Consider the following 25,699-nt stretch of genomic DNA (forward strand, 5'->3'; position numbering starts at 1 on the left):
GGCTCAGCCGATGGTCGTCTCCGACACCACCCACGCCAGATAGTCCTCGCTGCCGTTCACGATCGGCATCGCGATGACCTCGGGCGTCTCGTAGTCGTGCGCCTCGCGGATATGCGCCTCCAGCTCGTCGTAGCGCGCGGCGGTCGTCTTGAACAGCACCTGCCACTCGGCCGCCGTCTCGACCGTCCCCTCCCACCGGTACACGGATGTCACGGGCTGGCTGATCTGCGCACAGGCCGCCAGCCGGGCCTCGATCGCCCCCCGGGCCAGCGCCTCGGCCTTCTCGGGGGTGTCGGTGGTGGTCAGTACGGTCAGGTAGTCGGCCACTGCTGCGGTACCTCTCTCCACGGCGCGGCTGCACGGCGCGGCTGCGAACTGGCGCGTCCCACGGTAGCCGGTGAGGATTGAGGGAACCCGCCGACGATCAGACCGGACCGATCGAGGGGCACTCATGGATGACCTCACCACGCTCGCACGCCACCATCTGGACCAGGCGAAGGCCGATCCGCACGGGCGCAGCGCCCATCTGTTCCTGCATGACGGTCCGCTGCGGCAGAGCGTGATCGCCATGGTCTCCGGCTGCGAGCTCGATGAGCACAACGCCCCTCCGGCGGCCAGTCTCCAGGTGCTGCACGGGCATGTGCGGCTGACCGGCGGCGGTAACCGGCTGGATCTCATCGCGGGCCAGGTGCAGGAGCTGCCGCACGAACGGCACGGGCTGCGCGCGCTGGAGGACTCGGTGGTGCTGCTGACCGCCGTGACCGCCACACCGGGCTGTCCCACCCCCTACGAGCAGGTGACCACCGCCTGACGGCCGCCGCGCGCCGCCCTAGTCCCCGCCGCCCCCGCCCCCGCCGCCCCCGCAGGAGTGGTGGCCGCCGCCGTGGCCCGCGCCGTGGTCGCCGCCGTGGCCCCAGCTCCACCAGGACGCGCCGTCCTGGGAGCCGGGGTGCGCGTCGATGTCGTTGTCCTCGGCCGCGGTGATGACGAGGCGCCGGCCCCAGTAGCCCAGCCCACCGCTCGCGACGGGCGTGGCGTCGCTGACGGTGCGGCCGCGCTCCCCGGCCGGGAGGGCGGTGAGGCCGTGGAAGGCGTAGGAGGGGAACGTCTCGTCCTGCTCGGCCGCCTCCAGGAGGCGCCGGCCCGCGCGGGTGGGGCGGCGCCGGAGCGGGGTGAGCAGACCGCCGGCGGCGAGCCGACGTTGGATCTCCGCCACCTCCGGCCCGCCGCTCAGCGTGGTGACGGCGTCGTCCACCCGCCTGGGGCGGCGGGCGCACAGCCCGACGAGCGCGCGCTCCACGGGGTGGTCGGCCTGGTCGGATCGGTCGGTCTGGTCGGCCTGTGCTTCCTGGAGCCGGACCCGGGCGCGCCGGATCGTGATGACGCCTCGCTCCTGGAGTGCGATGAAGACCGTCTGGACCACCCACGGCGGCCCGCCCACCAGATACGCGATGTCGTAGAGGTCCAGCGTCCGCGGCTCCGCCGAGGCCGGACGTCGGAACAAGGTCCCCATCGGAATGCCCCCGTCCATCCGAACTGCTTTATTACCGTCAGTTTTGTCCTTTCGATAAGCGATGAACCTGATGGACGGCATTTCAGAGCAATATTTGAGGTTTCGCGATCGGTATGGCGCTTATGAGCGCGGTGGAAGCACCGGCCACCGCCGGCTGCTTCCACCGCGCGGCGCGTCAGGAGGCCGTGTCGTGCAGGACGACGAACCGGCAGCGGGCCTCGCCGCCGTCCGGCAGCGGCCAGCCCGCGCTGACGTGGCCCCGGGCCCCGGTGGTCCCCGCGCCGGACTCCGGCCGGAGAACGCGCGCCACCTGGAGGGCCGGACCGCCGTCGCCCACCGTCAGGCGGGTGCCGTCCGGCCCGTTGGCCACGGCCGACGCCTCGGCGGCCCCGGCCGGGACGTCGAAACCGGCCCCGGCCACCTCGGCGGTGACGGAGGGGTCGGGGGTGTGGGAGACGCTCTGCGCCTGCGGTTCGGCACGGCCCTGGAGGAGCGCCAGCACCTGGGCGACGAACACCGGGTCGTGCGGCCCGTCGTACACCCAACGCCGGCCCAGCACTCCGTGCTCGGCCGTGCCGATGAGGGCCGGATCGGCCCCGTCGAGTGGCGCCGCGCGGTAGGTCATCGGCACGTGGTACCAGGCGGGCCGGTCGCCGGAGTCGTCCCGGACCACCATGAACTCGATCCCCACCTCGCCCTTCGGGTCGTCGAGCCGGAAGCCACCGGCCTTGGACAACTCCGGAGCGCGCTGGGTGGCGGCGTACCACGGCTGCGCGGGCAGCCAGGTCGCGAGCAGCTCCAACTTGGTCGGAGTCAAGGTGGTCTTGTGGATGATCGACATGCCGGTGAACGCCTTCCCTCGTCGTGTGTGTCCCCGGCCGCCGTCTCACGGCCCAGGACAGCCACTGGCCGTAGGACAGTCTGCCGTGGGCGGGAAAGCCGCGTAAGGAAGACAGGACGGGTAAGGCGGGTAAGGCAGACGTGGGCGAGCGCTGACCCTGGCGCGGACGCGGCCCTTACTCGTGAGAGTTTGGCAACTACCGGTCCAAACTGATCAGTTGGTCAGTAGTATCTGCCCTTTCTTGGCCGTGTCCCGGATGGAGGTGTCAGAGGTGCTGTCGGGGACAAAGGCCGTTGTCCTGGTCGCGTCCGCGGTGCTGGTACTGGTGCTGTCGCTGTGCCTCACCTGGGTGACCAGACTCCGTCGGGCGCGTGATGAGGCGCGTGCGGCGGTCGAGCGAGAACGAGCCGTTTCCGCACGGGAACGAGCCAATGCCGCACAGGCGCGCGCGCTGGCGGCCGAACGCGCCGAGGAGGTCGCACGGCTGGCCGCCGTGCAGACCGAGCTGGACGAGGCGGCGCGCCGGGAGCGGATGCTGCGGGACTCCGTCCAGGCGTCGTTCGAGTCCGTGGCCCGCAACATGCACGCCATGTCGATGGTGCAGCAGCAGGTCCTCGACGGCCTCGGGCAGCATGTCGCGGACGCGCCGCTGATGGCCGAGGTGATGAAGGCGGACCACGCCGCGGCCCAGATGACCCGCAAGGCGCAGACGCTGCTGGTGATGTGCGGGATCTGGCCCGCGCGGCGGGAGACCCGGCCGGTGTCGCTCTTCGACTGTGTGCGGGGCGCCCAGTCGCGCATCGTGGAGTTCGGCCGGGTGGACGTCCACGGCGGGCAGAACCTCTACGCGGTGGCACCCGCCGTGGAGGGGCTGATGCACGCGGTGGCCGAACTCCTGGAGAACGCCACGGTCTTCTCCCCCTCCCGCACCCAGGTCGCGGTCGCCGTCCGGGAGGTCGCGGCGGGCGCGGTCATCGAGATCGACGACGCGGGGCTCGGCATGCCGCCGGATGTGCTGGAGCAGGCCGTGGGTCAGCTGCGGGACGGTCTGGACCTGGCCCAGCTGGGCGCCGTGCCCCGGCTGGGGCTCGCCTGTGTGGGGCGCTGGTCGCGGGAGCTGGGCTTCGGGGTGGAGCTGTCCACGGCGTCGGCGTACGGCGGTACGCGGGTGGTGGTCTTCGTACCGCACCGGCTGCTGACCGAGCCGACGGGCGCCGTACGGATGGCGGACCGCGAGCCGGTCGTCGTGGAGCCCGTTCCGGTCGGCACGGTGCGCCAGGAGGCGGGCGGCGCCGGCCTCGGCCCGCTGAACGGCACCTCCCTGAACGACACCCCCGGCACCCCCGGCGCCCCCGGAACCTCCGGCGCCCCCGGCACCTCCGCGCCGCTCGGCAACGGGCTGCCCCGGCGCCGCAACCGCCGCCGCCCGGCCCCCGGAACCACCCCGGCCGACACGGGCGGCGCGTCCGCCGCCTCCCCCGCCCCGCCGGCCGCCGACACCCCCTGGACGCCCGAGGCCGCCCGCGCCTCCATCACCAGCGTCGTCTCCGGAACCCGCCGGGGGCGGGCGGAGGCGGCCGGGGCCGTACGGCCCGCGGATCAAGACCCGAGTCCGGACCGAGAAGACCGAGAAGGAGACCGGTAGTGGCCGGAACCATATCCAGGTTGCCCGACGTTGGATGGATGTTGCGTCCGCTGACCGGGATTCCCGGGGTGCGGCATGCCGTCGTCGTCTCGGAGGACGGTCTGCGCATGGGTCACGACTCCGCCGAGGGGCTGACGGGCGAGTCCCGGCTCGGCGTGGACGAGGCCGAGTCGCTGGCCGCCGCCTGTGCCGCGCTGACGGTGACCAGCCAGTCCACGGTGTCGCTGCTGTTCGGCGACGAGGCAGGGGTGAGACAGCTGATGATCGAGTCCGACAGCGGGTTCGTGCTGTTCACCTCGGCCGGTCAGGGCGCCTCGCTGGGGGTGGCCACCGACACGGAGGCGGATGTCGGGCTGGTGGCCCAGCAGATGCAGTTACTGGTCGCGAAGATCGGTGCCCATCTGAGCAGTCAGCCACGGGAACCGATGGGCCGCCCGGCGTCATGAGCTCGCCCGGCGAGGAACGTACCACGGCCGCGGTGCGCCCCTACGTGATCACACGGGGGCGCGCTGGTTCCTCACGGGAAGCTCTGCCGCTGGAAACGCTCGTCGTGGCGTCCGGGAGCGCGCTGCCGCCGCATCCGCAACCCGAGTACCGGCGGATCGTCGACTTCTGCCAGGGGCTGCTGTCGGTGGCGGAGGTCGCCGCCCATCTCGGTCAGCCACCGGCCGTGGTGCAGGTGCTGCTCGCGGATCTCATCGACTGGGGCCACATCGTGGCGCGTCCGCCGATCAGAGTGGTCAAGCGAAAACGTGCCGATTTGGACTTGCTGAGGAAGGTGCTCGATGGGCTTGAGAGCAAGCTCTGAGATCTTGATGGCCGGTACGGACGGCACAACAGACGCAGACCGCATGATCCCTACAGACCACATAACCGAGACAACCGAGACAGGCGAGACGGACGAGACGGGCGATACGGACGACATGGATGACATGGACGACACACCCGTCATGTATGTGCAATCCAGCGTGGCCGGCGCGGCCAAGATCCTGGTCGTCGGGCCGATGGGCGTCGGCAAGACCACGCTGATCGGCACGGTGTCGGAGATCAAGCCGCTGTCCACCGAGGCGACGATGAGCCAGGCCGGGGCCCGGCTCGACACCAAGGTGCGGCCGTCGAAGACCACGACCACCGTCGCGCTGGACTTCGGGCGGATCACCCTGGGCGGCGAGCTGGTGCTGTACCTCTTCGGCACCCCCGGCCAGCAGCGGTTCCTCCCCGCCTGGAAGGACCTGGCGCGCGGGGCGCTGGGCGCGCTGGCGCTGGTCGACACCCGAGATCTGGAGGCGTCCTTCGACGCCATCGGGCATCTGGAGGACCTGGATGTGCCGTTCTCCGTCGCGGTCAACGCCTTCCCGGACAGCACGCTGCACAGCGAGGACGACCTGCGCTCCGCGCTCGATCTGCTCCCCCACACGCCGCTGGTCATCTGTGACGCCCGGGAGCACAAGTCCTCGGTCAAGGCGCTGATCTCGCTCGTCTCGCATCTGATCGAAACGCTCACGGAGGCTACGTGACCGCCCCGGCCGCCGCCCGCGTGCCGCTGTACGGGACCACGCTCGACGGTCCGCTGACCGAGCTGTACGAGCGGATGCGGCGCGACCACGGTCCGGTGGTGCCGGTGGAGATCGCGCCCAAGGTCGAGGCGTGGCTGGTCATCGGCCACCGCGAACTGCTCCATCTCACCCGCGACGAGCAGTACTTCTCCCACGATCCGCGCCGCTGGACCCCACTGCGCGAGGGCCGGGTGGCGGCCGACTCACCGCTGATGCCGCTGGTGGGCTGGCGTCCGGCGCTGCTGTTCGCCGACGGCGCGGCGCACCGCCGGATGCGCTCGGCGGTGGCCGACGCGCTGGGGCGGGTGAACGGCCATGAGCTGATCCGCAGGGTGCGGGCCACCGCGGAACGGCTGGTCGCCGGATTCGCCGACCAGCACACCGCGGATCTGGTGCAGAGTTACGCCCGCGTGCTGCCGTTGCAGGTCGTCACCGAACTGCTGGGGCTGGACGCGGAGAACGGGGCGCGGCTGGTCGAGACGCTCACCACGATCGTCGCCCCGACGCTGGCCGCCACCGGCGCCAACAAGCGGATGGGCCAGATCCTGCTGGAGCTGATCGCCCGGAAGAAGCGGCGGCCGGGCCCGGATCTGACGTCCTGGCTGCTGGAGCACCCCGCCGGGCTCAGCGACGAGGAGGTGCTGCACAACCTCGTGGTGATCATCGTCGCGGGGAACAACACCACCGTGAACTGGATCGCCTCCACGACCCAGATCCTGCTCACCGACCCCGCGTTCCGCTCCTCGCTGACCCACGGCCATCTCACCGTCGACGACGCCCTGGACCTGGTGCTGTGGCGGCAGCCGCCCACCCAGAACTTCCCCGGCCGCTACGCCACCCGGAATCTGCGCTTCGGCGGCCAGGACATCCGCACCGGGGACATGCTCATCATGGGCCTCGCGGGCGCCAACGCCGACCCGGAGGTGCTGCCGGAGGACGGCCGGCCGGTGGTCGGCAACCGCTCGCACCTCGCCTTCGGCGCGGGCCCGCACACCTGCCCGGCCCGGGACCCGGCCCGGCTGATCACCCGTACCGCCGTGGACACCCTGCGCCACCGGCTGCCCGATATGGAGATCGCGGTGGCGCGGGAGCAGCTTCCGTGGATCACCTCGCCCTGGTCCAAGGGTCTGGCCAAGCTGCCCGTCCGGTTCTCCGCACCGCAGCTGGCCGCCGACGCCCCGGCCCCCGACTCCCCCGCAGGAGGCAGCAGATGACCGACGGTCGATGCCCCGTGACGCACGCCGTGCCGCCGCACCGCCTGGACCCCACCGGGGCCCACCAGCACGCGGTCAACGACGCGTTGCGTGCCCGCGGAGCCGCGGTCCCGGTCCTGCTGCCCGGTGATGTACCGGGGTACGCCATCACCCGGCACGAGGAGCTGAAGGAGTTCGTCACCCACCCCGATGTGGCCAAGAACGCCCGCCACTTCGCGGCGTTGCGGAACGACGAGCTTCCGCCCGGCTGGCCGATGCGGACCTTCGCCACCATCCGGGGCATGATCACCGCCGACGGTGAGGACCACAAGCGGCTGCGGTCCCTGGTGACCCGGGCGTTCACCCCGCGCCGGGTGGAGGCGCTGCGCCCGGTGGTCCACGAGCTGACCGGCACGCTGCTGGACCGGCTGGCCGAGGCCGCCGCCGCGGCTCCGGACGGGGTGGCCGACCTGCGCCGCCACTTCGCGCTGCCGCTGCCGATGAGCGTGATCTGCCAACTGCTGGGCGTCGACGACGCGTACCAGGACCGGCTGCACGCGCTGTCCAACGAGATCGTCTCCACCCAGACCGCCCCCGAGCGGGTCCCGGACGCCAACCGCGAGATGGTGGCGATCCTCGGCCAGGTGGCCGCGGCCCGGCTGACGGCCCCGGGGGACGACCTGACCAGCGCGCTCATCGCCGCCCGCGAGGAGAACGGGGACCAGCTCAGCGAGGAGGAGCTGATCGGCACCCTGATGCTGACGATCATCGCCGGGCACGAGACCACGCTCAACCTGATCACCAACGCGGTGCGGGCGCTGTGCAACCACCGCGACCAGCTCGACCTGGTCCGCTCCGGGGCCGCGAGCTGGGGCGATGTGGTCGAGGAGACGCTGCGGTACGACAGCCCGGTGAGCTTCTTCCCGTTCCGCTACCCCACCTCGGACCTGCCGGTCGGGGACACGGTCATCCCGAAGGGCGCGCCCGTGCTCGTCTCGTACACCGCCGCCGGGCGCGACGAGCGGGCGTACGGACCGGACGCCGCCCGTTTCGACGTCACCCGCGGGGCGCGCCATCTGTCCTTCGGCCACGGGGCGCACTTCTGCCTGGGCGCCCCGCTGGCCCGGATGGAGGCCGTGATCGCCCTCGAGGGGCTCTTCACCCGCTTCCCCGCCCTCGATCTGGCGGTTCCCGACGAGGAGCTGGTCCCGCACCCGAGCTTCGTCGGCAACAGCCCGCAGCGGCTTCCGGTCCGGCCGGGGGCGGCTCACAGCGGCTGAGGCGGTGCGCTGAGGGCAGCGTTGCGTGCGGGAAACGGTGGTGATGCGGTCGGGTAACAGGCGCCCCGCACGCTTCCTGGCATGGAGTCGAACAGGCAGCCGCAGCCGGGGAGCCCGCACCGCCGTGTGGTGATCGTCGGCGGTGGCATGGCGGGCACGCGGCTGGCGCAGCAGCTGGCCGCGGGCGCGGGTGCGAGCGGTGGCCCGGCCGATGGCGCGGGCCCGGCCGCCGTCACGGTCATCGGCGAGGAGCCGCATCCCGCGTACAACCGGGTGCTGCTCGCCGAGGTCCTCGCCGGGCGGTACGCCCCGGAGGTCATCGCCCTCCCCGCGCCGGCGGCCGGGGTGCGGCGGCTCGGCGGGGTGCGGGTGGTCCGCGTCGACCGCGCCACGGCACAGGTGCTGTGCGACGACGGCCGCCGCGTGCCGTACGACGCGCTGGTACTGGCCACCGGCTCCAACCCGGTGCTGCCGCCGCTGCGCGGCCTGTTCGGGCCGGACGGCCACGACCTGCCGGACGGCGTCCGCGCCTTCCGCACCATGGACGACTGCCTGGCCCTCGGCGCGGCGGTGCGGCCCGGGGTGCGGGCCGTCGTCATCGGCGGCGGACTCCTCGGCGTCTCCGCCGCCCGTGCGCTGGCCCAGCGCGGTGCCCAGGTGGTCCTGGCGCAGCAGGGCGAGCACCTGATGGAGCGCCAGCTGGACCCGGGCGCGGCGCGGCTGCTGCGGCGGCATATGACGGCGCTGGGTGTGGAGGTCCACACCGCATGCCGGGTCCGGGGCCTGCGCACCCGCCCCACGCAGCCGGCCGGCGACGGACGCGCATCCGAGCGCGGACGCGGACGCGGGCGTGCGGTGAGCGCCGTCGAGCTGGCCGATGGATACGCCCTGGAGGCCGATCTGGTGGTGCTCGCGTGCGGGGTCCGGCCACGGGTCGGGCTGGCGCGGGCCGCCGGGCTGGAGGTGGCGCGCGGCGTCGTCGTCGACGACGAGCTGCGGACGAGTGACCCGCGGATCTTCGCGATCGGCGATTGCGCGGAGCACGAGGGTGTGGTCTACGGCCTGGCGGGCGCGGCGCAGGAGCAGGCGGATGTGCTGGCGCGGTTGCTCTCCCCCGCCCCGTCCCGTCCCGGAACCAGCGGGCTCCCCCGCCGGGACTCCGCCCCGGAGCCCGCTGCCGCGGACCGGGTCGTGGGCCACCGTTCCCCGGCGGGGGCACCTCCCCGCGGTGGCCGGGCACGCCCCGGCCACCGGGTCGCACCCGGCGACGGGACCGCGACCCGCTATACGGGCACCCGCGCGCTCACCCGCCTCACGCTCACCGCGACGCCCGGCCCCGCCCCCGCGGTCACCGGGACGGCCGCCCCGGTGGCCGACGGCCGGCCCGCGCCCGGCCCCCTCGACCTCGCCGCCTTCGGCGACCCCACCCCCGCCCCCGGCGACGACGTCGTCCACCTCACGGACGCCACCCGCAACGCGTACCGCAAGGTCGTGGTCCGCGGGGACCGCCTCGTCGGCGGCGTTCTTCTCGGCGATCTCGGCACCGTCGGCGCGCTCGCCCGTACCTGGGAGGGCGACGAGCCGCTCCCCTCCACCCCCTTGCTCCACCTGCTGACCAACGATGGAGGCTCCTGACGATGAGCGCACCCCAGTCCGAACCGGCCGCCCCCACCATCGTGCTGGTCGGCCACGGCATGGTCGGCCAGCGGTTCCTCGAGGCGCTCGTCGACCGGAACGTCACCGAGACCGCCCGTGTCGTGGTGTTCTGCGAGGAGCCCCGGCCGGCCTATGACCGCGTCCAGCTGACCTCGTACTTCTCCGGCCGCACCGCCGAGGATCTCTCCCTCGTCGAGGACGGCTTCATGGCGCGGCACGGTATCGAGCTGCACCTGGGCGACCCGGCCGAGTCCATCGACCGCGCCGCCCGCACCGTGACCGCCCGCTCCGGGCTGACCGTCGGCTACGACACGCTGGTGCTGGCCACCGGTTCGTATCCGTTCGTGCCGCCCGTGCCGGGCAAGGACAGCGACGGCTGCTTCGTCTACCGCACCATCGAGGACCTGCTGGCGATCGAGGAGTACGCCAAGAACTGCGGGTCCGGCGTGGTCGTCGGCGGCGGGCTGCTGGGCCTGGAGGCGGCGGGGGCGCTGAAGGGGCTCGGGCTGACCACGCACATCGTGGAGTTCAACCCGCGGCTGATGGCCATCCAGGTGGACGAGGGCGGTGGCGCCGCGCTGCGCCGCACGGTCGAGGACATGGGCCTGATCGTGCACACCGGCGTCGGCGGTAAGGAGATCACGACGGGCGACGACGGCGCGGTCACCGCCATGGCGCTGTCCGACGGCTCGTCCATCGACACCGACCTCGTGATCTTCTCGGCGGGGGTGCGCCCGCGCGACCAGCTGGCCCGCGACTGCGGTCTGGAGGTCGGCGAGCGCGGCGGGATCGCGGTGGACGAGCGGTGCCGCACCAGCGATCCGGCGGTGTACGCGATCGGCGAATGCGCGCTGGCCGCCGACGGCCGGGTGTACGGGCTGGTGGCGCCCGGCTATGAGATGGCCGAGGTCGCGGCCGGTGAGATCGCGGCCGGCGAGATCGCGGCCACCGCCACCGAGGGGTTCACCGGCGCCGACACCTCCACCAAGCTCAAGCTCCTCGGCGTGGACGTGGCCAGCTTCGGCGACGCCCACGGCACCGCCGACGGCTGCCTGGACGTGGTCTACTCCGACTCCCGCGCGGGCGTCTACAAGAAGCTGGTGGTCGGCGCCGACGGCACCTTGCTCGGCGGGGTGCTGGTCGGCGACGCCGAGGCGTACGGCATGCTGCGGCCGCTCACCGGTTCGGTGCCGCCGGTCGCCCCCGAGCAGCTGGTGCTCCCGGCGGGGCTGGGCGCGCCCGCCGCCCTCGGGCCGTCCGCGCTTCCGGACGAGGCGGTCATCTGCAACTGCCACAACGTCACCAAGGGCACGATCCGTTCGGCCGTCACCGACCACCAGTGCACCACCGTCCCGGAGGTGAAGAAGTGCACCAAGGCGGGCACCGGCTGCGGCAGCTGCGTCAAGGCGCTCACCTCGCTGGTCAACGACGAGCTGGAGGCGAGCGGGGTCAGCGTCGACAAGGGGCTGTGCGGCTGCTTCGGATACACCCGCGCCGAGCTGTACGAGATCGTCCGCACCCTGCGCATCACCACCTTCGCGCGGCTGCTGGACAGCCACGGCCGTGACGAGGCGCGGCAGGGCGACGGCTGTGAGGTGTGCAAGCCCGCCGTGGGCTCGATCATCGCCTCGCTGGCCCCGACCGTGGGCGCCAGCGGCTATGTCCTGGACGGCGAGCAGGCCGCGCTCCAGGACACCAACGACCACTTCCTGGCCAATCTCCAGCGCAACGGGTCGTATTCGATCGTGCCCCGGATTCCCGGCGGGGAGATCACCCCGGAGAAGCTGATCGTGATCGGCGAGGTGGCCCGGGACTTCGGGCTCTACACGAAGATCACCGGCGGTCAGCGGATCGACCTCTTCGGCGCCCGGGTGGACCAGCTGCCGCGGATCTGGGCACGGCTGGTGGACGCGGGGTTCGAATCGGGCCACGCCTACGGCAAGGCGCTGCGCACCGTGAAGTCGTGCGTGGGGCAGACCTGGTGCCGCTACGGGGTGCAGGACTCCGTCCGGATGGCCATCGACCTGGAGCTTCGCTACCGGGGGCTGCGCGCACCGCACAAGCTGAAGTCGGCCGTCTCGGGGTGTGCCCGCGAATGCGCGGAGGCGCGCGGCAAGGACTTCGGCGTGATCGCCACCTCCAATGGCTGGAACCTGTACGTGGGCGGCAACGGCGGCGCCGATCCGCGCCACGCCGATCTGCTCGCCCAGGACCTGGACGACGAGCGGCTGATCCGGCTCATCGACAGGTTCCTGATGTTCTACATCCGCACCGCGGACCGTCTGGAGCGCACCTCGGCCTGGCTGGAGCGGATCGAGGGCGGTCTGGACCACGTCCGCGAGGTGGTGGTCGACGATTCGCTGGGGCTGTGCGCCGAGCTGGAGGCGATGATGGCCGACCACGTGGCCGGCTACCGCGACGAGTGGGCCGAGACCCTGAACGACCCGGAGCGGCTGCGGCGCTTCGTCTCCTTCGTCAACGCGCCCGAAGCGCCGGACCCGACGGTGAAGTTCGTGCCCGAGCGTGACCAGGTCAAGCCGGACCTGACGGTGCTGTCCGGTCCGACCCTGCCCATCCGTACTCTCGAAGGGACTGCCAGCCGATGACCATCGCACCCGAGCGGACCGCGGTCCGCGTGGAACTCCTCATCGACCAGCGGTGGTTCGCGGTCTGTGAGCTGACCGACCTGATCCCCGGGCGCGGAGTGGCCGCCCTGCTGCCGGACGGCACCCAGGTGGCCGTCTTCCTGGACCGCGCGGGACGGCCGTACGCGATCGGCAACCGCGACCCGTTCACCGGCGCCTACGTCCTCTCGCGGGGACTGCTGGGGTCGGCGGGCGGGCGGCCGTTCGTGGCCTCGCCGCTGCTGAAGCAGCGCTTCGACCTGGAGACGGGGCGGTGCCTGGACGACGAGACGGTCACCGTCCAGGCGTACGCGGCCCGTACGAAGGACGCGGTGTCAGCGCAGGTCGCGTCAGCGCAGGTCGCGTGAGACCAGCAGCCCGCACTGGACGGGGTCGCTCGCACAGCCGGCCAGCCCCGCGGCGAACACGCCCTTCGTCCCGGGGACGCCGGCGATGCCGAGCACGGTGGACATCTCACTGTGCTGGGTGACCTCGGCGGGCAGCTTCTCGGTCGCCCACTTCGTACCGGTCCAGCGGGACAGCACGGTGTGCGGGTCGCCCGGGGCCCAGCCGGCGATCCACAGCCGGCCGGCGCCGTCCGCGCCGGCGGCGTTCGCCTCGTCGACGGGCAGCGCGGGCAGTGACCGCCAGCCGCCGCCGGCCCAGCGGACGGCCATGGTGGCCCCGGCCGCCCGCGGGTCCTCGGTCCGGCCCAGCACATAGACCGTGCCCCGGCCGGCGGCCACGGCGTGGGTGGCCGACCAGCCGGTCGAGGTCTCGGCGGGGGTGGGCACCTCGCGGACCGTCCAGCCGCCGCCGTCCCAGTGGTACAGCAGCGGGACGGACACCTCGCCGGTGACGGCGTCGGCGGTGACCCAGACGTCGTCCGGGCCGGTGCCGGTGATGTCCGCGGGCCGCACCTCGCCGCCGCCGGGTGCGGCGGGCAGGGACTCCCGCCGCCACTCGGCGCCGGTCCACCGCTCCAGGTAGGAGACCTGGGCGTTGCTCTGCGGGTTCCAGTCGAAGCCGGTCAGCCAGGCCGCCTTGGTACCGAACGTGGCGATGTCGCCGACGAAGCTCAGCGACCCCTCGGGGGCGGCGGCGTGGTCGACCCCGGTCCACTTCTCGCCGTCCCAGTGCTGGAGCACGATCGGCGCGGAGGCGTTGTCGTCCAGGGTGCCGGCCGCCCAGGCGTCGTCCGGCCCGGAGGCGTCGACCCGCTCCAGCCGCGCGGCCTTGCCGCCGGTGGACGCGGCGGCCACATCCGTCCACGCGGTGCCGTCCCAGTGCCTGATCAGGGGGGTGGAGCCGGCGTCGCCGTCCGTCGTCCGGCCCACCGTCCAGGCGTCCTTCGCGCCGGTCGCGGCGACGCCCCAGAACTCCCGGGAGACGGTCTCGCTCAGCGGTGTCCGCAGCGTCCACGGGGTGGCGGCGCGGGCCGCCGGACCGGACGCGGTGCCGGAGGAGGCGGCGGGCGCGGTGCCGGAGGAGGCGGCGGGCGCGGTGCCGGTCGCGGCGTTCGCCTGCGCCCCGAGCGAGCCGAGTGCGATCGCGCCCACCGCGACCGCCATGCGCAGCCGCTTCCGGCGCGTTCCGGGTCGCCCTGCGGGTCGCCCTGCGTTCTGGGCCATGGTGCTCCTTCTGCTCGGTGCGGGTTCTCAGAAGGAAATGGCCGCCGGCCGACGGTTCTTACAGGTGGTCCCGGCCGGTCATTCGGGGGTCTTCAGCTGCCGGTCGGTCCACCGCGAGCTGACGGTGGCGGTGTAGTTCACCACGGTGCCCGCCGTGAGCCCCGCCTCGGCGGCCTCGGCGTCCGGCTTGGTCAGCGTCTCCTGCTCGGACAGCAGGGCCCCGGTCGCCGGGTCCACGATCAGCTCCGACCGTACGGCCCCGTAGCCGGGCCGGTCGGTCGCGGGCAGGGCGAAGCCGACGCCCTTGCGGCCGGTCGGGTCGGCCACCTCGCCCAGCGACCGGATGCCCGGCAGTTCCGCGATGACGCGGTACGCCGCGGCCCGGACCCCGGCCTTTACCGGCAGGTTGATCAGCTCGGCCGCCTGCCGCCACATCCACTCGGTGCGGTCGCGGACCTCGCTCCGGCCGTCCTCCTGGTAGAGGTCCGCCAGCACCGCCTTCAGCTCGGCGCTGTCCTCGGGGAGTTTGCGCAGGTCCTCATAGGTCACGTTGCGCGGGCCCAGGGCGGCGATGCGGTCACCCGAGTTGATCCGGTCCACCGTCGGCCGGCTCTCGGCCCCGGTGTCGATCCGCAGCCCGAGCTTGCCGCCCGCCCCGGAGTCGGCGAGGGTCAGGTCCTTCGGCGATCCGACGGCCCGCCAGCGCGCCGCGTCCTGCCCCGTGCGCGGCTCGGTGGTCGCGTCGAGCCCCATGACCATGAGGCTGTCCGTGCCGGACCGTACCCCGAAGGACCGCTGCTGCTTGTCGGAGGTGCGCACCGCGAAGGTCTCCCCGGACTCGGCGACCACGCCGATCCAGGCCGACCGCGTGGTCACCTGCCAGTACGTGCCCTCCGCCGCGGCGCGGTCCACCCGGTCGGCCACGGTGAGCAGCGCCAGGCGGCCGTTCTCCGGGGTGTGCCGGGAGCCGTCCGCCGAGGGCCCCGCGGCCGTCCGGGAGCCGTCGCCCGCCGAGCCGCCGCCCTGGGGCAGGGTGGCGACAAGGACCCCGGCCGCGACCGCCGTCGCCGCGACGGGCAGCACCCAGCGCCGGCTGAACGGGCGGGCGGGCCGGGGGGATTCCGGCCCCTCCGGTGCGCCGGCCATGATGGCGGCCAGGTCGCGCCGGGCGCGCTGGGAACCGGCCAGGCGGTCCGGGTCGAGTTCCGGGGGCCGCGCGTCCGCCAGGGTCTTCATGACATCGGGCCGTTTGCGTGCCATGTCAGTGCTCCTTCACTGTCACTTTCGGGCGCAGGTCTTGAGAGAGTTCGACCGCGTCCATGGCCCGCTCCAACCGCCGTCGGGCCCGGTGCAGCCGCACCGAGAACGTGGCGGTGGAACAGCCCAGGACGCGGGCGGCCTGTCTCGGGGCCAGCCCGTGCCAGGCGACCAGTGTCAGCAACTCGCGGTCGGCGGCGGACAGCCGCGTCAGCGCCTGGAGCGCCACCGCGCGCTCGGTCACATCGGCGGCCACGTCCTGGACCTGGGCGCCCGAGGTGATGACGCGCTGGGCCTCCTCGGCGGCCAGGGCGTACTGTCTGCCGTCGCTGCGCCGCAGCTCGCGGACCAGGTTGCGGGCCACGCCGAGCAGCCATGGCAGCGGCGGCGTCGGGATGTCCCGCAGCCGCCGCCAGGCGACCGTGAAGGTCTCGCTGGTGATGTCCTCACCGACCTGCCGGCCCACCAGACTGGCGGCATAGGCGAGCACACGGGGCTGGCACTCCTGGTACAGGTCCCGGAAGCGTTGGGCGTCTCTCACGCCGTCTCCTCATCTCGGCTCTCTCACCATGCAGTGGTCGAGGGCCGCGCGTTCTTACACCCGAGGAGAGGGAAATCCGATCCGTGACGGTGCGAGGCGGGCGTTCAGCCGGTGGTGCAGGTGGTCCCGTTGAGGGTGAAGGCGCCGGGCGCGGTATTGGCGCCCACCCAGCTGCCGTTGAGGCCGAACGACACCGAGGCGCCGGCGCCGATCGTGCCGTTGTACGCGGCGTTAGCCGCCGTGACCTGGGAGCCGGTCTGGGTGACGGTGGCGTTCCAGGCGGAGGTCACCTGCTGGCCGGAGGGGTAGGACCAGGCCACCCGCCAGCCGCTGATGGCGTCGGTCCCGGTGTTCTTGACCGTGACGTTCGCCGTGAAGCCGGTGTTCCACTGGCTGGTGACGGCATAGGTGACCGCGCAGCCCGTGGCGGGCCCCGGGTCGCCGCCGCCGTCGCCGGTCCAGCCGAGGGCTTCGGCGATGCCGTCGGAACTGGGAACCGGCGATGGCGGCGTAGGTGCCGCTCAGCTTGGCGGCGGTGACGGCGGTGCCGTAGTAGGCGCCCTTGGCCTCGGCCAGGTCGCGCAGCACCGGAGCGGCGGCCGCGCTGCCCGGGGTGGCCGGCCCCAGCAGGAGCGCACTGGCGGCGGCGAGGCCGAGGGCGGCTCTGCGTAAGCTCAGGACTGCATGGGGACGTCCCTCTCTCGTCTCTTCACGTGTGATCCGGTTTTCCGGAAGACTTCTGCAAGGTTCCGAGGGTGCGCCCCGGAAAGGTAGAGGCGGGGGTGGCTCCCGTCAACGGAGGAGGCGGAAAAATGGCTACGGAGAGCAGGGGCACCGAGGGCGGCGCCCGGCCCAAGGTGACGATCACGGCCATCGCCCAGGAGGCCGGGGTGTCGGTGCCCACGGTCTCCCGGGTGGTCAACGGACGGTCGGATGTCTCGCCCGAGACCCGGGCCCGGGTCGAGGACCTGCTGCGGCTCCACGGCTACCGCCGCCGCCAGAGCGCGCCCGGCGACCGGGCCGCCCTGGTGGACCTGGTCTTCAACGACCTGGACAGCCCCTGGGCGGTGGAGATCATCCGGGGCGTGGAGGAGATCGCGCACCAGGACGGGGTAGGCACGGTGGTCTCGGCGATCCACGGCCGCGCGGGCTCGACCCGGCAGTGGCTGAAGAATCTACGGGCCCGCGCCTCGGACGGGGTGATCCTGGTCACATCCGTACTGGAGCCGGTGGTCCACGAGGAGCTGCGGCGGCTGAACGTACCGATCGTGGTCGTCGACCCGGCCGGCTCCCCGGCACTGGACGCGCCCACCGTGGGGGCGACCAACTGGGCGGGCGGCATGGCCGCCACCGAACACCTGCTGAGCCTCGGCCACCGCCGGATCGGCCTGATCGCCGGTCCGCCGCGGCTGCTGTGCAGCCGCGCCCGGCTGGACGGCCACCGCGCGGCGCTGGAGGCGGCGGGCGTGCCGTTCGACCCGGCGCTGGTGGCGCAGGGCGACTTCTACCACGAGTCCGGTTTCCACGGCTGCGATCAGCTGATGGACGCCGACTCCCCGCCCACCGCCGTCTTCGCCTCCAGCGACCAGATGGCCCTGGGCGCGATCGAGGCGCTGCGCCGCCGGGGCCTGCGGGTTCCGGAGGACGTGAGCATCGTCGGCTTCGACGACCTCCCCGAGGTCCGCTGGTCGGCACCGCCCCTGACCACGGTCCGCCAGCCGCTGGCGGACATGGGCAAACTGGCGGCCCGTACGGTGCTGCGGCAGGCGCGCGGCGAGGAGATCGAGTCCCCGAGGGTCGAACTGGCCACCCAGTTGGTCGTCCGCGCCAGCACGGCCCCACCCACGGAGGGCTGACCCCCGGCGCCGGGTGCGGCGGTCCAGCGACCGCCGCACCCGGCGCACCGAACCGGACCCCGACCACGCACCCGGCGCGGCCGGGGCCACCGCGCTCCTGGACCGGGCCTCGGTCTCGGCGCCGAGGCCGAGACCCCAGTTGGGGGCACACCACCGCGCCGGAAAGCACCACCGGCCCACCCGCCCGCTCCGCCCCCACGCCGCACGGCTCCCGCCCCCGACGCGGGGCCGGACCCGTTGCGCCAACCCTTGACACCGCGTCAGCGCCCCCATACCTTCCACGCAACCGCTTCCGAGAATTATCGGGCTACTTCCGGAAGGCACACGATGCGCATACCTCGGTCAAGGTCCACCCTTCGTGCGTCCACCCTGGCGGCGGCCGCGCTGCTGGTCGGTACGGCGCTCGCCGGCTGCGGGAGCGGCGGGCCCGGCGGGTCGGATGACGGCTCCCTCGACGTGTGGGTCTACCAGGACGCCTCGACCAAGGTGCAGCGCGAGGTCGTCGAGCGGTTCAACAAGACCTCCGACATCAAGGTGACGCTCACCCAGGTGCCCGGTGAGGGCTACTCGGACAAGATGCGCACCTCCATGGGCACCCCCAACGCACCGGACGTCTTCTTCAACTGGGGCGGCGGCAGCATCAGCGACTTCGTCGAGAAGGACATGCTGCTCGACCTCGACCCGGTCATGGCCAAGGACCCGGAGCTGAAGAAGGCGTTCATCCCGACGATCCTCGACGCGGGCGCGATCGACGGTAAGCACTACGGCATCCCCATGCGCGGGATGCAGCCGGTGATCCTCTTCTACAACAAGGACGTCTTCGCGGACGCCGGGGCCGAGCCGCCGAAGTCCTGGGACGATCTGCTGAAGCTCATCGACACCTTCAAGGACGCGGGCGTCACCCCGTTCGCCCTGGCCGGCACCGATGCCTGGACCGAGCAGATGTGGGTGGAGTACCTGGTGGACCGCTACGGCGGGGCCGGGGTGTTCCAGAAGATCGTGAGCGAGGGCATGGCGGCCTGGGACGACCCGGCGGTGCTCAAGGCCGCGCAGACCGTCAAGGACCTGGTCGGCCGGGGCGCGTTCGGCAAGAACTACAAGTCGGTCAACTACACCGCCGACGGGGCCTCCACGCTCTTCGCCAAGGGCAAGGCGGCCATGCACCTGATGGGCAGCTGGGAGTACGCCAACCAGAAGTCCAACCAGCCCGCGTTCGCCAAGTCGGGCCTGGGCTGGACCACCTTCCCGGCGGTTCCCGGCGGCAGCGGCGACCCCAAGAGCGTTGTCGGCAACCCGACCAACTACTGGTCGGTCAACGCCAAGGTCAAGGGCGACAAGCAGAAGGCCGCGCTGGAGTTCGTGAAGTTCGCGGCGGAGCAGGACTACTCCAAGGACCTCATCGCCAACGGCGACGTCCCCACCACCTCCGACGCCGCCGCCCTGCTCGGCGAGCACGAGAACCCCGACTACGCGCGGTTCCAGTACGAGCTGGTCGAGCAGGCCCCCGACTTCACGCTCTCCTGGGACCAGGCGCTGCCCGCCAAGTACACCCCGCCGCTGCACACCGCCGTCCAGAAGCTGTTCAACGGACAGCTCAGCCCGGCCGGGTTCGTCGACGCCCTGAAGGGCATGTGATGGCGCACGCCGCGACACGCGCACCGCGCCGCAGCACCGGCCGGCCCGGAGTCGGCCGGCCCGGCGTCGCCTGGGCCCTTCCCGGGGCGCTGTTCTTCGTCTTCTTCGCCGTGGCGCCGATGGTCCTGGTCGGCGCCCTCGCCTTCACCGACTGGGACGGTATCGGGACCCCGAGCTGGACCGGGATGAGCAACTGGTCCCGGCTGTGGGACGACCCGGAGACCCATCAGGCCATCTGGCTCAGCCTGGTGCTGACCGTGCTGACCTGGCTGTTCCAGACCCCGCTCGCGCTGCTGCTGGGCGTGTGGGCGGCCGGGCGGCAGCGCAACCGGGCCGTGCTGTCGGCGATCTTCTTCCTGCCGCTGCTGGGCTCCTCCGTCGCGCTCGCGCTGGTCTGGAAGTCGCTGCTGGACCCCAACTTCGGCCTGATCGCCGACATCGGGCCCGCCCTGAGCTTCGCGGACGGCGATCTGCTCGGCAGCTCCAAGGGCGCCTTCGGTGCGATCCTCTTCGTCACCGCCTGGCAGTTCATCCCCCTGCACACGCTGATCTACCAGGGCGGCGCCCGCGCCATCCCGCGCTCGCTCTACGACGCGGCGGCGATCGACGGCGCCGGCACCGTACGGCAGTTCTTCGCGATCACCCTCCCCCAGCTGCGCAACACCATCGTCACCTCCTCGGTGATCATGGTGGTGGGCGCGCTGACCTTCTTCGACACCGTGCTGATCCTCACCAAGGGCGGTCCGGGCACGGACACCACGATCGTGCCGTACCTGATGTACAAGAACGGTTTCCAGGCGTTCGACCTCGGCTACGCCAGCGCGGTCGCCACCATCCTCGTCGTCGTCGCCACCACCGTCTCGCTGCTGCTGGTACGGCTCACCGGCTTCGCCGCGATGCGCAGCACCCGGGAGGGCATGTGACCGACGTCCTGCACGACCTGCACGACCGCCCCCCGAACGGCGTCCGTACGCCGAACAAGACCCCGGCGGCCTCTCGCCCCCGTCTCCGCCGCCGGGGTCTGCCCCGCTGGAACTATCCGGCCGGGCTCGGCTCCCTGATCTGGCTCGGCATCGTCGGACTGCCGCTGTACGTCCTGGTGGCCGCCACCTTCCAGACCCGCGACGGCTATATCGACGACGGTCCGCTGGCCCTGCCCGACCATCCGACGCTCGCCAACTACCGGCGGGTGCTGGAATCCGACTTCCTTTCCTACCTCCTCAACACCGCGCTGGTCACCGCCGTGTGCGCGACGATCGTGATCACGCTGTCGGTGACCGTCGGCTACACCGTCGTCCGCGCCCGCGGCCGGGTCTCCCGCCGGATCTTCCAGATCTTCCTGCTGGGGCTGGCGATCCCCTCCCAGGCGGTGGTGATCCCGGTCTACCTGGTCATCACCAAACTGCATCTGTACGACACCCTGCTCGCGGTGATCCTGCCGACGGCCGCCTTCTCGCTCCCGGTCAGCGTGCTGGTCCTGGTCGGCACGATGCGCGACATCGACGAGGAGCTGTACGAGTCGATGGCGCTGGACGGGGCGAGCCCCACCCGGGTGCTGCTCCAGCTCGTCGTGCCGCTGTCGCGGTCCGGGATCTCCACGGTCGGTGTGATGTCGGCGCTGCACGCCTGGAACGGCTTCCTCTTCCCGCTGCTGCTCACCCAGTCCAAGAGCAACCGGCTGCTGACCCTGGGGCTGTACGACTACGTGGGCGAGTTCCGGGTGGACACCCCGGCGCTGCTCACCGCCGTGGTGCTCTCCATCGTCCCGATCTTCCTGGTCTATCTCTTCGCCCGCCGTCAGCTGATCAACGGCCTGATGGGCGTGGGCGGCAAATAGACCGTCCCCCACCCCGCCGCCCTCGTCCGCTCTCCCCCGACAAGGAGCTTCATGCCTCAGCCCTGGCAGGACACCTCCCTCTCCGCGCAGGACCGCGCGGCGGCCCTGCTCTCCTCGATGACGCTGGAGGAGAAGCTCGCCCAGCTCTCCAGCGTATGGCCGGGTTCCGAGGCCGAGGAGGGCGAGGACGTCGCCCCGCTCCAGCACGAGGTGTCCGAGGCCGTGGACCTCGACGACCTCCTTCCCCATGGCATCGGCCAGCTGACCCGCCCCTTCGGCACCGCCCCCGTCGAACCGGCCGAGGGCGCCGCCGCGCTGGCCCGCCTCCAGGCCCGGATCGCCGCCGGAAACCGCTTCGGCATCCCGGCCCTCGCCCATGAGGAGTGCCTGACCGGCTTCTGCTCCTGGCGCGCCACCGTCTTCCCCACCCCGCTCGCCTGGGGCGCGTCCTTCGACCCGGCGCTGGTGGGCCGGGCCGCCGAGCTGATCGGCGGTTCGCTGCGGTCGGCCGGTGTCCACCAGGGGCTGGCCCCGGTGCTGGACGTGGTGCGGGACGCGCGCTGGGGCCGTACGGAGGAGTCCATCGGCGAGGACCCGTATCTGGTCGCGACCATCGGCACCGCGTACGTCCGGGGCCTGGAGTCCACCGGGATCGTCGCCACCCTCAAGCACTTCGCGGGCTATGCCGCCTCCCGAGGCGCCCGTAACCACGCCCCGGCCTCCATCGGCCCCCGGGAGCTCGCCGACGTCGTCCTGCCGCCCTTCGAGATGGCGGTGCGGGACGGGGGCGCGCGCTCGGTCATGCACTCCTACAACGACATCGACGGGGTGCCCTCGGCCGCCAACCCCTGGCTGCTGACCGAACTGCTCCGCGACACCTGGGGCTTCACCGGCACCGTCGTCGCCGACTACTTCGGAATCTCCTTCCTGGAGCTGGCCCACCGGGTCGCCGACACCCGGGGCGGCGCGGCCGGACTCGCCCTGGCGGCGGGGGTGGACGTGGAGCTGCCCGCGGTGCGCTGCTTCGGCATCCCGCTGCGGGACGCGATCCGGGCCGGGGAGGTGGACGAGTCGCTGGTGGACCGGGCGACGCTGCGGGTGCTGCGGCAGAAGTGCGAGCTGGGGCTGCTGGACCCGGACTGGTCGCCGACCCCGCCGGCGCTCGCCGAGGACGCGGGCCCCGTCGACCTCGATCCGCCGGAGATGCGGGCCGTGGCGCGGGAGCTGGCCGAGGAGTCGGTGGTGCTGCTCGCCGACGACGGCGATGTGCTGCCGCTCGCCCCGGACGCCCGGATCGCCGTGGTCGGCCCGCTCGCCGACGACCCGACCGCCATGCTCGGCTGCTACACCTTCCCCCGCCATGTGGGGGTGGAACACCCCGAACTGCCCCTGGGCATCGAGGTGCCGACCCTGTTCGCCGCGCTGCGCGCCGAACTGCCCGGTGCGCGGATCACCCACGCCGAGGGGTGCGCCGCGCCCGGCCCGGCCGCGTCCGCCGGGGACGCGGGCGGAGCGGGGGGAGCCGGCGGAGCGGTCTCGGCCGGGGCGGCGGCGCTCACCGCCGAGAGCCGGCTGGCGCAGGCCGCCAGGACGGCGGCGGACGCGGATGTGTGCGTCGCCGTGCTGGGCGACCGCTCGGGCCTGTTCGGCCGGGGCACCTCGGGCGAGGGCTGTGACGCCGCCGATCTCGAACTCCCCGGTGAGCAGGGGGCGCTGCTGGACACCCTGGTGGCCACCGGCACCCCCGTGGTGCTGGTGCTGTTCACCGGCCGGCCGTACGCGCTCGGCCGCTGGTCGGGGCTGCTGGCCGCCGCCGTCCAGACGTTCTTCCCCGGCGAGGAGGGCGGCCCGGCGGTCGCCGGGGTGCTGAGCGGACGCGTCAACCCCTCTGGCCGGCTGCCGGTGAGCGTCCCCTACGCGCCCGGCGGCCAGCCCTGGACGTACGCACAGCCGCCGCTCGGCCTGCGCAACGACGCCAGCTCGATCGACCCGACCCCGCTGTTCCCCTTCGGCCACGGGCTGTCCTACACCTCGTTCGCCTGGGAGCGCCCCGAGGCCGACGCCACCGATGTCCCGACCGACGGGGAGACCACGGTCCGGCTGACCGTGCGCAACACCGGCGACCGCGCCGGGACCGAGGTCGTGCAGCTCTACCTGCACGACCCGGTGGCCCGGATCGCCCGGCCGGAGTCCCGTCTGATCGGCTACGTGCGGGTGCCGCTGCGGCCGGGCGAATCCGCCGAGGTCCACTTCACCTTCCACGCCGACCTCGCCTCGTACCCGCTCGGGGCCGACGGCACGAGGGTGGTCGAACCCGGCGCCCTGGAGCTGCGGCTGGCCTCCTCCAGCGCCGACTCCGCCGTACGGCACACCGTCCCGCTGAGGCTGACCGGCCCCGAGCGCACGGTGGACCACCGGCGGCGGCTGGTGTGCGAGGCGCGGCTGAAATAGCCGAGTGGCGATCAGGGGGAACCACCGGGCGTGCCCCGGCCCCGGGGCGGCTCTCGCCCTGGGGCCGGGGTCGGTCAGGCCGGGCCCTCGCCCTTTTCCACCAGCGCCCAGGCGTGGGCGAACAGTTCGGGCAGGGTGCGGGTGGGCAGCGGAAGGGGGTTCTCCAGCCGCCCGTTGTAGGAGCGCCGGAGCCCGATCAGCTCCGCCTTCCACGCCTCCATGGGCTGGTAGGGCTTCTTGGCGTGGACCCACTCACCCGGCAGGAAGACCTTGCGGCCCGCCCGGGGCCGGGTGTCCTCGGTGACGAGGCCGCGCTCGACCAGGACGCCGGCCGCCTTCTGGTGCTGCGGGGCCTTCCACCCGTTCCAGGTGCGGACGTTCCGGTCGGTGGGCGCGGGCAGGGCCAGCAGCTGGAGGTAGAGCGCCGCCGCGTCCTCGTCGATGCCCAGTGTCCCGGCGACCCGCGCCACCACCTCGGGCGCGGAGGCCGCCGGGTTCGACTCGTACGCGCCGGCCGGCAGCGAGGCGCTCTCGATCCGCTCGACGATGCGCGCGCAGGCGGGGCCGCGCAGCCACTCGACGATCGGGAGGTCCTCCCGGTGGAAGCCGGCGGTGACCGCCGACAGGGTCCGGGAGCGCTCGTCGTCGCCGTAGAACGCGGGGCGGAAGTACAGACGGGGAGGGCCCTGGTACCCCCTGCGGTCGACCGCGCCGTCCGTGACGACGGTGAGCCCGTCGTCGATGCTCGCGACGTCCAGCCGCTCCGGGCCCGCGTACGGCCGGAACCCGAACCGGTCGTGCAGATCGGCGGCCGTACGCCCCAAGCCGGCGGCGGGGTGCCCGGCACGCAGCAGCAGCCCTGGGTGGTCCAGGCGCTCGAGCAGCAGCCGCACCAGTCCTGGCGCCCCCTCGCGGACCGGGTCACCGGCGGGAAGCGCGGCGTAGACCCAGCCCAGATTCGGCACGACGGAGTGCAGGCGCTCCGTGAACCGCACGATGTCCCACTGGGCGTCGGTGACCAGCGGGCCGTAGTCGCTGTTCTTGATCCAGGTGTCGAGCGGGGCGCTGAGCCCGGGTTCGGCGGCCGGGCCGGTGAACGCCGCGCAGAACTCGGCCGCCGACACGCGGAGCAGCCCCAGCTCGACGACCGCGTTGAACGTGCGCTCGGGCACCACGGTCCGGGCGCCGTACCGCGCCCGCCACGCCTCGGCGAGCCGCTCGGCCACCCCCCGCATACCGCCCGGCTCCCACAGCTCGGCGGGGTCGTCGGGCAGCACGTCCGCCACCAGCTCCAGACGGCCGGCGGCGCGCAGCCGGGCCAGCTCGGACGAACCGTCCTCGGCCTCGGCCGCCTTCAGCCGCAGCGTCGCCCGCTCCTGGTCGTCCAGGAACGGGACGTACATCCGCTCCAGCATCCCGGCGAGGGCGAGGGACGCGGCGGGGCGCCCCAGCCCCGTCCGCTCCCGCAGCAGGCTCACGGCCTCCCGGTCCCACGGGACCGGGCCCCGCTCCCGCACCAGCGCCACCAGCCGCCGCAGCTGCTCCGCGCTCCCCCAGCCGCGCGGCACCTCGGCGACCTCCTCGATCTCTCCCAGGCCGGGCGGCTCCGCGTCCCCGGTCCGCAGGTCGACGAACTGACGCCGTCCCTTACCGCTCCACCCCACGCTCACGGCCGCCCCGCGCTCGTCGCGCACCGCGAGCCGTTCGGTGACCGCGATCCCGGTACGCAGCCGGGCCCCCGGATCGGCGAACGGGCTCTCCGCCCACATCTCCAGCAGCGCCAGCAGCCGCTCCCGCCGCTCCGGACGCGTGGACGGCGCGGCGGCCCGGAGCGCGACGGCCCCGATCCGCCCGATGAACCGCACCCACGACCCTTCCCCGGCGATCCCGGGCCCGTCCTCGCCCTCGGGGCCCGGCGGATCCCAGGTCCCGGCCAGAAACCGCCCGGTCCGCTCGATGGCCCCCAGCGCCCCGGGCCGCCACATGCCCGTGCCGTCGATGAGCCCGCCCAGCGCGGGCACCACGCCACGGTCGTCCAAAGCCGCCCACGCGTCGGTCGTCTTCGTCATCGGACCTCCCCCGTCTCCCCCGTCGAATACGTCACGAGGAGATCTTCGCGCATGGGTCCGACAGCGAGCCTTGCCCGGCTCGGTCGGGTGCGGGTTTCGTCTCGCGCCTTCGGC

23 protein-coding genes are annotated in these 25,699 nt (G+C 73.1%); 15 read left to right on the plus strand and 8 right to left on the minus strand.

Annotated elements, in window-relative coordinates; all coding sequences use genetic code 11:
- Positions 1–3: 3 nt before the first annotated feature.
- Positions 4–327: a divalent-cation tolerance protein CutA gene (gene cutA / locus PS467_RS14205; RefSeq protein ID WP_268971864.1), complete on the minus strand. Its 324-nt coding sequence runs from the start codon at positions 325–327 to the stop codon at positions 4–6.
- 124 nt (positions 328–451) lie between these two features.
- Between cutA and PS467_RS14210 the strand changes: the two genes are divergently transcribed.
- Positions 452–811 (plus strand): cupin domain-containing protein, encoded by a 360-nt coding sequence (locus PS467_RS14210; RefSeq protein ID WP_268971865.1) that lies wholly within the window; start codon positions 452–454, stop codon positions 809–811.
- An 18-nt stretch (positions 812–829) separates the two neighbouring features.
- Here PS467_RS14210 and PS467_RS14215 read toward each other — a convergent pair whose 3' ends face one another.
- Positions 830–1,504 carry a TIGR04222 domain-containing membrane protein gene (locus tag PS467_RS14215; protein ID WP_311035590.1) on the minus strand — a complete coding sequence of 225 codons (675 nt, stop codon included), beginning with the start codon at positions 1,502–1,504 and terminating at the stop codon, positions 830–832.
- Positions 1,505–1,688: 184 nt separating this feature from the next.
- A complete protein-coding gene (locus tag PS467_RS14220; RefSeq protein ID WP_311035591.1) occupies positions 1,689–2,354 on the minus strand; it encodes a maltokinase N-terminal cap-like domain-containing protein in 666 nt (221 codons plus the stop codon).
- 271 nt (positions 2,355–2,625) lie between these two features.
- Between PS467_RS14220 and PS467_RS14225 the strand changes: the two genes are divergently transcribed.
- From PS467_RS14225 to nirD, 9 genes are all read left to right on the plus strand, one after another.
- The gene (locus tag PS467_RS14225; RefSeq protein WP_311035592.1) at positions 2,626–3,999 is read left to right on the plus strand and encodes an ATP-binding protein; all 1,374 of its coding nucleotides are present in this window, start codon (positions 2,626–2,628) and stop codon (positions 3,997–3,999) included.
- A complete protein-coding gene (locus tag PS467_RS14230; protein ID WP_311035593.1) occupies positions 3,999–4,445 on the plus strand; it encodes a roadblock/LC7 domain-containing protein in 447 nt (148 codons plus the stop codon). The genes PS467_RS14225 and PS467_RS14230 overlap by 1 nt, the downstream gene beginning before the upstream one ends.
- A complete protein-coding gene (locus PS467_RS14235; protein WP_268971870.1) occupies positions 4,442–4,807 on the plus strand; it encodes a DUF742 domain-containing protein in 366 nt (121 codons plus the stop codon). Before PS467_RS14230 ends, PS467_RS14235 begins: the two co-directional genes overlap by 4 nt.
- 115 nt (positions 4,808–4,922) lie before the next feature.
- On the plus strand, positions 4,923–5,516 hold the full coding sequence (locus PS467_RS14240) for a GTP-binding protein (RefSeq protein WP_432280581.1): 594 nt from the start codon (positions 4,923–4,925) through the stop codon (positions 5,514–5,516).
- On the plus strand, positions 5,513–6,769 hold the full coding sequence (locus PS467_RS14245; protein ID WP_311035594.1) for a cytochrome P450: 1,257 nt from the start codon (positions 5,513–5,515) through the stop codon (positions 6,767–6,769). The genes PS467_RS14240 and PS467_RS14245 overlap by 4 nt, the downstream gene beginning before the upstream one ends.
- Positions 6,766–8,028 carry a cytochrome P450 family protein gene (locus tag PS467_RS14250; RefSeq protein WP_311035595.1) on the plus strand — a complete coding sequence of 421 codons (1,263 nt, stop codon included), beginning with the start codon at positions 6,766–6,768 and terminating at the stop codon, positions 8,026–8,028. The genes PS467_RS14245 and PS467_RS14250 overlap by 4 nt, the downstream gene beginning before the upstream one ends.
- A gap of 81 nt (positions 8,029–8,109) precedes the next feature.
- Complete coding sequence (locus tag PS467_RS14255; RefSeq protein ID WP_311035596.1) at positions 8,110–9,663, plus strand: NAD(P)/FAD-dependent oxidoreductase; 1,554 nt, start codon at positions 8,110–8,112, stop codon at positions 9,661–9,663.
- Positions 9,664–9,665: 2 nt separating this feature from the next.
- Positions 9,666–12,290, plus strand: coding sequence for a nitrite reductase large subunit NirB (gene nirB, locus PS467_RS14260; RefSeq protein ID WP_311035597.1), 2,625 nt, complete (start codon positions 9,666–9,668; stop codon positions 12,288–12,290).
- Positions 12,287–12,676 carry a nitrite reductase small subunit NirD gene (nirD, locus tag PS467_RS14265; RefSeq protein ID WP_311035598.1) on the plus strand — a complete coding sequence of 130 codons (390 nt, stop codon included), beginning with the start codon at positions 12,287–12,289 and terminating at the stop codon, positions 12,674–12,676. Before nirB ends, nirD begins: the two co-directional genes overlap by 4 nt.
- Here nirD and PS467_RS14270 read toward each other — a convergent pair.
- The 4 genes from PS467_RS14270 to PS467_RS14285 form a co-directional block, all read right to left on the minus strand.
- A complete protein-coding gene (locus tag PS467_RS14270) occupies positions 12,659–13,939 on the minus strand; it encodes a hypothetical protein (protein ID WP_311035599.1) in 1,281 nt (426 codons plus the stop codon). The genes nirD and PS467_RS14270 overlap by 18 nt on opposite strands.
- A gap of 78 nt (positions 13,940–14,017) precedes the next feature.
- Positions 14,018–15,199 carry a CU044_5270 family protein gene (locus PS467_RS14275; RefSeq protein ID WP_311035600.1) on the minus strand — a complete coding sequence of 394 codons (1,182 nt, stop codon included), beginning with the start codon at positions 15,197–15,199 and terminating at the stop codon, positions 14,018–14,020.
- 1 nt (position 15,200) lies between these two features.
- Positions 15,201–15,737, minus strand: coding sequence for an RNA polymerase sigma factor (locus PS467_RS14280; protein WP_311035601.1), 537 nt, complete (start codon positions 15,735–15,737; stop codon positions 15,201–15,203).
- Between the two features lie 104 nt (positions 15,738–15,841).
- On the minus strand, positions 15,842–16,216 hold the full coding sequence (locus tag PS467_RS14285) for a cellulose binding domain-containing protein (RefSeq protein ID WP_311039851.1): 375 nt from the start codon (positions 16,214–16,216) through the stop codon (positions 15,842–15,844).
- A gap of 333 nt (positions 16,217–16,549) precedes the next feature.
- Between PS467_RS14285 and PS467_RS14290 the strand changes: the two genes are divergently transcribed.
- The 5 genes from PS467_RS14290 (at position 16,550) to PS467_RS14310 (ending at position 23,516) form a co-directional block, all read left to right on the plus strand.
- The gene (locus tag PS467_RS14290; RefSeq protein WP_268971877.1) at positions 16,550–17,593 is read left to right on the plus strand and encodes a LacI family DNA-binding transcriptional regulator; all 1,044 of its coding nucleotides are present in this window, start codon (positions 16,550–16,552) and stop codon (positions 17,591–17,593) included.
- Between the two features lie 327 nt (positions 17,594–17,920).
- Positions 17,921–19,228 carry an extracellular solute-binding protein gene (locus PS467_RS14295; RefSeq protein ID WP_311035602.1) on the plus strand — a complete coding sequence of 436 codons (1,308 nt, stop codon included), beginning with the start codon at positions 17,921–17,923 and terminating at the stop codon, positions 19,226–19,228.
- The gene (locus PS467_RS14300; RefSeq protein WP_311035603.1) at positions 19,228–20,151 is read left to right on the plus strand and encodes a carbohydrate ABC transporter permease; all 924 of its coding nucleotides are present in this window, start codon (positions 19,228–19,230) and stop codon (positions 20,149–20,151) included. Before PS467_RS14295 ends, PS467_RS14300 begins: the two co-directional genes overlap by 1 nt.
- A complete protein-coding gene (locus PS467_RS14305) occupies positions 20,148–21,065 on the plus strand; it encodes a carbohydrate ABC transporter permease (RefSeq protein WP_432280582.1) in 918 nt (305 codons plus the stop codon). The genes PS467_RS14300 and PS467_RS14305 overlap by 4 nt, the downstream gene beginning before the upstream one ends.
- A gap of 51 nt (positions 21,066–21,116) precedes the next feature.
- Positions 21,117–23,516, plus strand: a complete 2,400-nt coding sequence (locus PS467_RS14310) for a beta-xylosidase/alpha-l-arabinosidase (protein ID WP_311035604.1) — start codon at positions 21,117–21,119, stop codon at positions 23,514–23,516.
- A 74-nt stretch (positions 23,517–23,590) separates the two neighbouring features.
- Here the strand turns inward: PS467_RS14310 and PS467_RS14315 are convergent, their stop codons facing one another.
- On the minus strand, positions 23,591–25,585 hold the full coding sequence (locus tag PS467_RS14315; protein ID WP_311035605.1) for a hypothetical protein: 1,995 nt from the start codon (positions 25,583–25,585) through the stop codon (positions 23,591–23,593).
- Positions 25,586–25,699 lie beyond the last annotated feature (114 nt).

Origin of the sequence: Streptomyces luomodiensis, assembly GCF_031679605.1 — a bacterium.
Lineage (GTDB): Bacteria > Actinomycetota > Actinomycetes > Streptomycetales > Streptomycetaceae > Streptomyces > Streptomyces luomodiensis.

Coding starts and splice junctions, on each gene's coding strand:
- PS467_RS14235 (WP_268971870.1), top strand. CDS start 4,442: ATGAGCTCGCCCGGCGAGGAACGTACCACGGCCGCGGTGCGCCCCTAC.
- nirD (WP_311035598.1), top strand. CDS start 12,287: ATGACCATCGCACCCGAGCGGACCGCGGTCCGCGTGGAACTCCTCATC.
- PS467_RS14210 (WP_268971865.1), top strand. CDS start 452: ATGGATGACCTCACCACGCTCGCACGCCACCATCTGGACCAGGCGAAG.
- PS467_RS14295 (WP_311035602.1), top strand. CDS start 17,921: ATGCGCATACCTCGGTCAAGGTCCACCCTTCGTGCGTCCACCCTGGCG.
- PS467_RS14240 (WP_432280581.1), top strand. CDS start 4,923: ATGGATGACATGGACGACACACCCGTCATGTATGTGCAATCCAGCGTG.
- PS467_RS14290 (WP_268971877.1), top strand. CDS start 16,550: ATGGCTACGGAGAGCAGGGGCACCGAGGGCGGCGCCCGGCCCAAGGTG.
- PS467_RS14300 (WP_311035603.1), top strand. CDS start 19,228: ATGGCGCACGCCGCGACACGCGCACCGCGCCGCAGCACCGGCCGGCCC.
- PS467_RS14315 (WP_311035605.1), bottom strand. CDS start 25,585: ATGACGAAGACGACCGACGCGTGGGCGGCTTTGGACGACCGTGGCGTG.
- PS467_RS14310 (WP_311035604.1), top strand. CDS start 21,117: ATGCCTCAGCCCTGGCAGGACACCTCCCTCTCCGCGCAGGACCGCGCG.
- nirB (WP_311035597.1), top strand. CDS start 9,666: ATGAGCGCACCCCAGTCCGAACCGGCCGCCCCCACCATCGTGCTGGTC.
- PS467_RS14270 (WP_311035599.1), bottom strand. CDS start 13,939: ATGGCCCAGAACGCAGGGCGACCCGCAGGGCGACCCGGAACGCGCCGG.
- PS467_RS14275 (WP_311035600.1), bottom strand. CDS start 15,199: ATGGCACGCAAACGGCCCGATGTCATGAAGACCCTGGCGGACGCGCGG.
- PS467_RS14255 (WP_311035596.1), top strand. CDS start 8,110: ATGGAGTCGAACAGGCAGCCGCAGCCGGGGAGCCCGCACCGCCGTGTG.
- PS467_RS14220 (WP_311035591.1), bottom strand. CDS start 2,354: ATGTCGATCATCCACAAGACCACCTTGACTCCGACCAAGTTGGAGCTG.
- PS467_RS14250 (WP_311035595.1), top strand. CDS start 6,766: ATGACCGACGGTCGATGCCCCGTGACGCACGCCGTGCCGCCGCACCGC.